Source organism: Micromonospora sp. S4605 (assembly GCF_003176715.1).
Taxonomy (GTDB): domain Bacteria; phylum Actinomycetota; class Actinomycetes; order Mycobacteriales; family Micromonosporaceae; genus Micromonospora; species Micromonospora echinaurantiaca.
Genome location: NZ_QGSW01000373.1, coordinates 1 through 8478, shown reverse-complemented (window position 1 = coordinate 8478; position 8478 = coordinate 1). Strand labels below are relative to the sequence as shown.

Annotated in this window: 7 protein-coding genes; 3 read left to right on the top strand and 4 right to left on the bottom strand. The window is 73.8% G+C overall.

What is annotated here, in order from left to right; genetic code table 11:
* Nucleotides 1-524 precede the first annotated feature (524 nt).
* Complete coding sequence (gene tyrS, locus DLJ47_RS30855; RefSeq protein ID WP_109905303.1) at nucleotides 525-1814, bottom strand: tyrosine--tRNA ligase; 1290 nt, start codon at nucleotides 1812-1814, stop codon at nucleotides 525-527.
* Between the two features lie 111 nt (nucleotides 1815-1925).
* On the opposite strand from tyrS, the gene DLJ47_RS30850 reads away from it, so the two are divergent.
* Entirely contained in the window at nucleotides 1926-2300 is a 375-nt protein-coding gene (locus DLJ47_RS30850; protein ID WP_233258109.1) for a PaaI family thioesterase, read from the top strand.
* Nucleotides 2301-2465: 165 nt separating this feature from the next.
* Here the strand turns inward: DLJ47_RS30850 and DLJ47_RS30845 are convergent, their stop codons facing one another.
* From DLJ47_RS30845 to DLJ47_RS30835, 3 genes are all read right to left on the bottom strand, one after another.
* On the bottom strand, nucleotides 2466-3794 hold the full coding sequence (locus tag DLJ47_RS30845; protein ID WP_109905295.1) for a hemolysin family protein: 1329 nt from the start codon (nucleotides 3792-3794) through the stop codon (nucleotides 2466-2468).
* A 126-nt stretch (nucleotides 3795-3920) separates the two neighbouring features.
* Nucleotides 3921-4565: a hypothetical protein gene (locus DLJ47_RS30840; protein ID WP_109905301.1), complete on the bottom strand. Its 645-nt coding sequence runs from the start codon at nucleotides 4563-4565 to the stop codon at nucleotides 3921-3923.
* 124 nt (nucleotides 4566-4689) lie between these two features.
* Nucleotides 4690-5169, bottom strand: coding sequence for a GNAT family N-acetyltransferase (locus tag DLJ47_RS30835; protein ID WP_109905293.1), 480 nt, complete (start codon nucleotides 5167-5169; stop codon nucleotides 4690-4692).
* Nucleotides 5170-5308: 139 nt separating this feature from the next.
* On the opposite strand from DLJ47_RS30835, the gene ppdK reads away from it, so the two are divergent.
* Together ppdK and DLJ47_RS30825 are read left to right on the top strand one after the other, a co-directional pair.
* A complete protein-coding gene (ppdK, locus tag DLJ47_RS30830) occupies nucleotides 5309-7969 on the top strand; it encodes a pyruvate, phosphate dikinase (RefSeq protein ID WP_109905299.1) in 2661 nt (886 codons plus the stop codon).
* Between the two features lie 12 nt (nucleotides 7970-7981).
* The gene (locus tag DLJ47_RS30825; RefSeq protein WP_109905291.1) at nucleotides 7982-8434 is read left to right on the top strand and encodes a hypothetical protein; all 453 of its coding nucleotides are present in this window, start codon (nucleotides 7982-7984) and stop codon (nucleotides 8432-8434) included.
* The last annotated feature ends 44 nt before the right edge of the window (nucleotides 8435-8478 follow it).

Genomic DNA, 8478 nt, shown 5'->3' with positions numbered 1-8478 from the left:
GCTTATCAAGCACCCTGTTGAGTTCTCAAAGAACAACCACACACCATCCGGAAACCCCACACCGTGAGGCCCCATCCGGGGCTGCTCCACCCGCCGCTCTCGCGCCGGGCACTTTTACTACGTTACCCGGTGGTTTCTGCCGTGTCAAACCGGTGTTTCGCGGTTTGCCATGCTTCCACCCGATTTCCGGGCACCACGAAAATCCCGGCTCGCGCCGTTCCCCTCGTGGATTCAGCAGGCCGGCCGCTGCGGTTTCCCGCAAGCTCGCCCGGTGCCCTGCCGGTCGTCAACCATACCCGGTCGGTTCCGCCTCACCAAATCCGCCCGCAGGCGAATCCGGGGCACCACCCGGACCAGGCTCCGACGAGGTCAACCCGTCGAACCCTGAGGTTGTTCCCGCGCTCCGGCCTCTTGGACTTTCGCCCTTTTCGTCCGTTCCGCGCTGGCAGAGAGAAAGTTACGCGCCCGGCGGATTGATCGTCAAATCCACCGGGCGCGTCCCGCGTCACACTGTCGACGTACGGCTATCTCTCCACCTCGACACCGGCGAAGGACCGCTTGCCGCGCCGCAGCACCAGGTACCGGCCGTGCAGCAGGTCCTCCGGAGAGACCCGCGCGTCGACGTCGGTCACCCGGTTGTTGTTCACGTAGGCGCCGCCCTCCGCGATCACCCGTCGCGCCTCCTTGTGGCTCGGCACCAGCCCGGACTCACGCAGCAGCGCGGCCACGTCGGGCAACTCGCCGCCGACGTGGACCAGGCCCGCCTCGGTCAGCGCGGCCCGCAGCGTCGCCGGAGTGAGGTCGGTCAGCGAACCCCGGCCGAAGAGCGCCTGGCTGGCGGCGACCGCCTGGGCCATCTCCCGCTCGCCGTGTACCAGCGCGGTGACTTCCTCGGCGAGCGCCCGCTGGGCCAGCCGCGCCGCCGGACGCTCAGCGGTCTCCTTCTCCAGCGCCTCCAGCTCCTCCCGCGAGCGGAAGCTGAAGAAGCGCAGGTAGCGGTTCACGTCCCGGTCGTCGACGTTGACCCAGAACTGGTAGAAGGCGTAGGGGCTGGTCATCTCCGGGTCGAGCCAGACCGCGCCGCCCTCGGTCTTGCCGAACTTCGTCCCGTCCGACCTGGTGACCAGCGGGGTGGTGAACGCCTGCACCGGCCCGGCGCCCCGCCGGCGGACGTAGTCGACCCCGGCGGTGATGTTGCCCCACTGGTCGGAGCCGCCGAACTGGAGCTGGCAGCCGTGCCGGCGGTGCAGCTCGAAGAAGTCGTTCGCCTGCAGCAGCTGGTAGCTGAACTCGGTGAAGCTGATGCCGCTCTCCAGCCGCGCCTTGACCACCTCCCGGGCGAGCATCTTGTTGACCGGGAAGTGCTTGCCGACGTCGCGGAGAAACTCGACCACCGACATCTCGCCGGTCCAGTCCAGGTTGTTGACCAGTTGCGCGGCGTTGTCCCCGGTGTACGAGACGAACGGGGCGAGCTGGTCGCGGATCCGGGCCACCCAGCCGGCGACCACCTCCGGCGGGTTGAGCGTGCGCTCCGCGCTCTCCTTCGGATCGCCGATCTGCCCGGTCGCGCCGCCCACCAACAGCAGCGGGCGGTGCCCGGCGAGCTGGAGCCGGCGGGCCGTGGCGACCTGCACGAGGTGGCCGACGTGCAGGCTGGGCGCGGTCGGGTCGAAGCCCACATAGAAGGCCGCCCGGGGGCCGTCGAGCAGCGCGCGCAGCTCGTCGATGCCGGTGGAGTCCTGGATCAGGCCACGCCACAGCAGGTCTTCGGTGAGGGAGTCCCGCCCCGGCGGCGGGAGGCTGATGTCGGTCACGGTCACCGATTCTCCCCCATCCGAGGCGGTGACCCGTACCGGGTTTGCCGAGCCGACGCCGGATACGCTGGCGATTCCATGATCGAGGAGGGCTGCGTGGAGACGACGGAGATGGCGGGCGGCTTCGTGGCCCTGCTCGGCCTGAAGTTCGACGAGGTGAGCGGCGACCGCGTCGTCATCCGCTGGCAGGTGCGCCCGGAGCTGCACCAGCCGTACGGCATCCAGCACGGCGGGGTGTACTGCGCGGTGGTGGAGACGGCGGCCAGCGTGGGCGGCGCCCTCTGGTTGGGCGACCGCGGCCAGGTCGTCGGCGTGTCCAACCAGACCGACTTCCTGCGCGCGGTCCGCGACGGCGAGCTGACCGCGGTCGGCACCCCGGTGCACCGGGGCCGCAGCCAGCAGCTCTGGCAGGTGGAGATCACCGACGCGGACGCCCGGCTGGTGGCCCGCGGCCAGGTCCGGCTGCAGAATCTCTCCCCCGCCTGACCGTCCCCGCGCCGGCACGCGCGAGGTAGCCGACGGCGGCCGGGTGGCCGACGGCGGTTGGGTGGACGCGGGCCGCACGGCGTGGGATGTCCGGCTCCGGCGGCGCTCCCGGGGGCACCGATCCGGCCCACGGGCGGGTCGGGTGCGGGGGTGCGGGCAGCGGTGTCAGTTGCCCGCCCGGTCCAGCATCGGCTCGGCGTCCGGATCCGGGGCGTCATCGCTGGGTGCGGACCGGCGCAGCCGCACCTCGGCGATCGCGCGGTGCGCGATCCGGGTGACCACCAGGTCCCAGCCGTCGACGGTGACGCTCTCCCCGGCCACCGTGGGGATGTGGCCGAGGCAGGCGAGCACCAGGCCGGCGACGGTGGTGTAGTCGCCCTCGGGGCGGCCGGGCAGTTCGACGCCGAGGTCCGGCAGGTCGTGCACCGGGAAGGTACCGGGCAGCAGCAGCGCGCCGTCCGGCTCGGTGCGCACCGCGCCCAGGTCCCGGTCGGTCTCGTCGTAGATCTCGCCGACGATCTCCTCGAGGATGTCCTCCAGGGTGACGATCCCGTCGACGGCGCCGCGCTCGTCCACCACCAGGGCGATGTGCTGGCGCTCCGCCTTGAACTGGCGCAGCGCGTCGACCACCGGCAGCGAGTCCGGCAGCAGCATCGGCGGCCGGACGCAGTCGTCGATCGGCCGGTCGTCCGGCACGCCGACCAGGTCCCGCAGGTGGATCACGCCGACCGCGTCGTCGAGGCCGCCGTGGCGTACCACCGGCGCGCGGGAGTGCCCGGACGCGGCGAGCACCAGCCGGGCGGCCTCGGCGGTGGTCCCGCTGTCCAGCGTGAAGACCTGCAGCCGGGGCACCAGCACCGCCCGCAGCTGCCGGTCGGCGATCTCCACCGCGCCGGCGATGATGGTCTGCTGCTCCTTGGTGAAGCCGTGGTTGCCGGCGACGATGTCGCGCAGCTCGTCGGGACTGATCTCGTCGCGTTTCGGCTGCGGGTTGAGCCCGACCAGGCGGACGACCAGGTCGCTGGTGGCGCCGAGCGCCCAGACGGCCGGCCGGGTGAGGGTGGCGAGCAGGTCCAGCGGGCGGGCGACGAGCAGCGCCCAGCGCTCGGGCACCTGCATGGCGATCCGCTTCGGGGCCAGTTCGCCGAAGACCAGGGTGACGAAGGTCAGCACCAGGGTGACCGCCACGATCGCGACCGGCTCGGCGGCGCCGCCGAGCGCGCCGAGCAGCGGCACCAGCGGCCGGGCCAGGGAGACCGCGGCGGCGGCCGAGGCCAGGAACCCGGCGAGCGTGATGCCGATCTGGATGGTGGCCAGGAAGCGGTTCGGGTCGGTGGCGAGGCGGGCCAGCACCCGGCCGGCCCGGCTGGTGCGTTCCAGCCGCTGGACCTGGCTGTCCCGCAGCGAGACCAGCGCCATCTCGCTGCCGGCGAAGAGGGCGTTCAGGACGATCAGGACACCGACCAGGGCCAGTTGGCTCCCGTAGCTCTGCACGCCCGGTTCTCCCTCGCACGGACCGCGCCGACCGGCGCCGCCGGGCGGAGGCCCCGCCGGCGTACGCGCATCTGTGCCCCGCGGACCGGGTGGTGAATCCTGCTTCCGCCGGCCGGGTGACCCGCGCTACGCCCGGCCGCCGACCGGCGGGGCCGGCAGGTCCAGTACGTACGCGTCGCCCTCCGGCCGGAAGCCGAGCCGGTGGTAGTAGGGGGCGACCATGCCGGGCGGGCTGACCACCCGACGGAAGCCCCGGTCGGTGAAGAGCCGGCTGCGCCGGTAGACGAACTCGCCCGGGGTGAAGTCGCGGAACCGCTGGGTCACGTAGTCGAGGTCGATCTGGGCCACGCCGCCGGGCTCGGCGTGCGAGAGCACCACCCCGACCACCTCGTCGGCGCGGACCACCAGGAACGCCGAACGCTCGGCGGCGGTGCCGGGCGGCCAGCGGAAGCCGGGGTTGAACCGGGCGATGTCGGCGCCGTGCACCCGCAGGGTGTGGGCGAGGAACTGGTCGTCAACGCCGACCTCGACCACCTGGTAGGTCGCCTCGTCGTGCCGGGTGGCGAGCATCTTCCGCAGGTACCAGATGTTGATCACGGCCAGCACCACGTTCAGCCCGACCATCGGCCAGACCGACAGGGCCGCGTTGTAACCGATCAGCACCAGGCAGCCGACCAGGTTGAGGGCGCGCAGTCGCAGGATGCGCGCCTGCAACAGCGACCAGACCAGCAGCGCGGAGCCGGCCCAGCCGATCAGATCCAGCCAGTTCACCCGGCGAGGGTAGTTCCTGCGCAGGTGGACGCCGCCGCCGGGGAGCATGCGGCGACCCAGTTCAGGCCGGTGCGGGCCGGGACCAGGGCCGGGGTGGGGCCGGCGGCGGTCCCAGCCGGCCGGCTCAGCCGGCGAGCTCCAGCACGTACTCCTCGACGTCGTGACCACGGCCGGCGGCGTAGCCGCGGTCCTCGCCGCAGATGACGAAGCCGCACTTGCGCAGCACCGCGAGCGAGGCGGCGTTGTCCTTGGCGGCGCGGGCGTGCAGCGGGCGCTGGGGCACCTCGCGCAGCAGCGTGGCCAGGGCGCGGGTGGCGTAGCCGCGGCCCCAGTGCCGCCGGTCGATCCAGTAGCTGACCTCGGTGCGCTCGCCGACGGGGAAGGCGTGCACATGCCCGACCACCTGGCCGTCGACGGTCACCGTGCGGGTCACGATCGCCGGATCGGTGCGCACCCGCTTCCAGTGGGCGGCGAAGCCCTCCCGGTCGGCCGGGTCGTCGGGGGTGAAGGCGGCCATCCGGATCGCCTCCGGATCCAGCTGGTGCCGGTAGAACTCCGGCAGGTCGTCGTCGTGCACGGGGCGCAGCTGCAGGTCGGCGGTCACGCGCCCGAGGATAGGGCGGGGCTGTGACATCCGGGACCTCCGGCCCGTCAGGTGCCCCGTTCGGCCCTGTCCCGGCCGTCGCCGGCATTGCTACCAACGAATGGGACGACGTTCCCGCGGCGGCGGAGTGGAGGCCGGCATGTCGACATACGTCTACGACTTCATCGAGGGCGACCGGAGCCGGGCCGACCTGCTCGGCGGCAAGGGCGCCAACCTGGCGGAGATGACCCGGCTCGGGCTGCCGGTGCCGCCCGGGTTCACCGTCAGCACCGAGGCGTGCCGGGCGTACCTGGCCAACGGGCGAGCGCCGGCCGGCCTGTTCGACGAGGTGAACGGCCACCTGCGGGAGATCGAGATCCGGCTCGGCCGGCGCTTCGGCGACCCGCACGACCCGCTGCTGCTGGCCGTCCGCTCGGGCGCGCGGTACTCCATGCCCGGCATGATGGAGACGATCCTGGACATCGGGCTCAACGACGCCACGGTCGCCGGGCTGGCCGCGCAGAGCGGCGACGAGCGCTTCGCCTGGGACTCCTACCGGCGGTTGATCCAGATGTTCGGCCGGACCGTGTACGGCGTACCGGCCGACGAGTTCGAGCGGGAGCTGGCCGCCCTGCGCGCCACGACCGGGCCGGCCGGCCCGGACGCTGAGCAGCTGCGCGGGCTGGTCGGGACGTACAAGAAGGTGTTCGCCGCGCAGGTCGGGCACGACTTCCCGCAGGCCCCGCACGAGCAGCTCTACCTGGCGATCCGCGCGGTGTTCGAGTCCTGGAACGCCGAGCGGGCGGTGCTCTACCGGCGCCGGGAGCACATCCCGGACGACCTCGGCACCGCTGTCAACGTGATGGCGATGGTCTTCGGCAACCTCGGCCCGGACTCCGGCACCGGGGTCGCGTTCACCCGTGACCCGGCCACCGGCGTCCCCGGCGTGTACGGCGACTACCTGCCCGACGCCCAGGGTGAGGACGTGGTGGCCGGCATCCGCAACACGGTCGGCCTGGCCGAGCTGGAGCGGATCGACCCGGCCAGCTTCCGGCAGCTGACCGAGATCATGGCGACGTTGGAACGGCACTACCGGGACCTGTGCGACGTCGAGTTCACCATCGAGCGCGGCAAGCTGTGGATGTTGCAGACGCGGGTCGGCAAGCGCACCCCGGCGGCGGCGTTCGTGATCGCCGCGCAGCTGGTCGACGAGGGTCTGATCGGCCTGGACGAGGCGCTGCACCGGGTGACCGCCGGGCAGCTGGCGCAGCTGATGTTCCCCGCCTTCGACCTCGCCGCCGCGCCCGAGCCGCTCGCCACCGGGGTGGGCGCCTCGCCGGGCGCGGCCGTGGGCCGGGTGGTGTTCGACTCGGCCGCCGCGGCCGCCGCCACCGGACCGGTCATCCTGGTGCGCCGGGAGACCAATCCGGACGACCTGCCCGGCATGATCGCCGCCCGCGGGGTGCTGACCTCGCGGGGCGGCAAGACCTCGCACGCCGCCGTGGTGGCCCGGGGCATGGGCCGCACCTGCGTCTGTGGCGCCGAGGCGCTGCGGATCGACCCCGAGCGCGGCGAGTTCACCGTCGGCGACCGGGTGGTCCGCGCCGGGGAGCTGATCTCGATCGACGGCACCACCGGCCGGGTCTACCCGGGCGAGGTGCCGGTGCAGCCCTCCCCGGTGGCCCGCTACCTCGCCGGCGAGCTGACGCCGGCGGCCGACCGGCTGGTCGCCGCCGTGCACCGGCTGCTCTCGCACGCCGACGCGGTGCGCCGGCTCGGCGTCCGGGCCAACGCGGACACCCCGGCCGACGCCGAGCGGGCCCGCCGGTTCGGGGCGTCCGGGATCGGGCTGTGCCGCACCGAGCACATGTTCCTCGGCGACCGCCGGGAGCTGGTGGAACGGCTCATCCTGGCCGACGACCCGGACCGGCTGGCCGAGGCGCTGGCCGCGCTGCTGCCCCTGCAACGGGCCGACTTCGAGGGGATCCTCGCCGCGATGGACGGGCTGCCGGTGACGATCCGGCTGATCGACCCGCCGCTGCACGAGTTCCTGCCCCCGCTGGCCGAGCTGACCGCCCGGGTGGCCCGGGCGGAGGCGCTCGGCGAGGACCCGGGACGCGACGCCGTCCTGCTGGCCGCGGTGCGCCGGATGCACGAGGCCAACCCGATGCTCGGGCTGCGCGGCGTACGGCTGGGGCTGCTGGTGCCCGGCCTCTTCGGGATGCAGGTCCGGGCGATCGCCGAGGCGGCGGCGCAGCGGGTCGCCGCCGGCGGCGACCCGCGGCCGGAGATCATGGTGCCGCTGGTCGCCGACGTGCGGGAGCTGGCCGCGGTGCGGGCCGAGGTGGAGGCCGTGCTGGCCACCGTGCCGGGGGCGCCGCCGATCCCGGTGGGCACCATGGTGGAGACGCCACGGGCCGCGCTGACCGCCGGCGACATCGCCGCCGAGGCCCACTTCTTCTCCTTCGGCACCAACGACCTGACCCAGACCACCTGGGCGTTCTCCCGCGACGACGTGGAGGGGTCGTTCTTCAGCGGCTACCTGGAGCGGGGCATCTTCGCCGTCTCGCCGTTCGAGACGATCGACGCGACCGGGGTGGGCCGGCTGATCCGGCTGGCCGTGACCGAGGGCCGGGCCGCCCGCCCGGAGCTGACCGTGGGTGTCTGCGGGGAGCACGGCGGCGACCCCGACTCGGTGGCCTTCTTCGCCGACGCCGGCCTGGACTACGTCTCCTGCTCGCCGTACCGGGTGCCGGTCGCCCGGCTGGCTGCCGGCCGGGCCGCGGTGCGGCTGACCGGTCCCGGATCCGACTCCCGCTAGGAGGTACCCGCGATGACCGCGATCTTCAACCCCACCGGGCCCGCCCCGCTGGTTCCGCCGGTCCGGCCGGCGCCCGACCAGGCCGGGCAGCCGGCGGTACGCGGGCCGGTCGGCCCGGTGCTGGAGTTGCCCGGCACGCCCGGCGCCGCGCTGGTGCCGGTGACCCACCAGGGCCGCCCGGTCGGCGCGTTCGTCCTCTCCAAGGGGCGGGTGCGTTACCGGCCGGTGCTGGACCCGGACCGGCTGCTCGCCGCCACCGCTGGTGTGTTCGCCGCCGGTCTGCTCGCCGCCGGGGTGGTGGCGGTCGGCCGCCGGCGCCCGCCGGCGATCGGCGCGGTGACCATGGGCCCGGGTGGCTGGGTGAGCCTGAAGGGCCCGCCCGCGCCCGGCCCGCGCGCCGCCCGGCCGCCGCGCCCCTGGTGGGCCCGGCTGCTGCGGGCGCACCGGCTGGTCGTCCAGCGCTGACCTGGTCGGGGTCGGCGGTTCGCCGGCCCCGACCAGGTCAGCGC

Coding starts and splice junctions, on each gene's coding strand:
- DLJ47_RS30850 (WP_233258109.1), top strand. CDS start 1,926: ATGGCGGGCGGCTTCGTGGCCCTGCTCGGCCTGAAGTTCGACGAGGTG.
- ppdK (WP_109905299.1), top strand. CDS start 5,309: ATGTCGACATACGTCTACGACTTCATCGAGGGCGACCGGAGCCGGGCC.
- DLJ47_RS30825 (WP_109905291.1), top strand. CDS start 7,982: ATGACCGCGATCTTCAACCCCACCGGGCCCGCCCCGCTGGTTCCGCCG.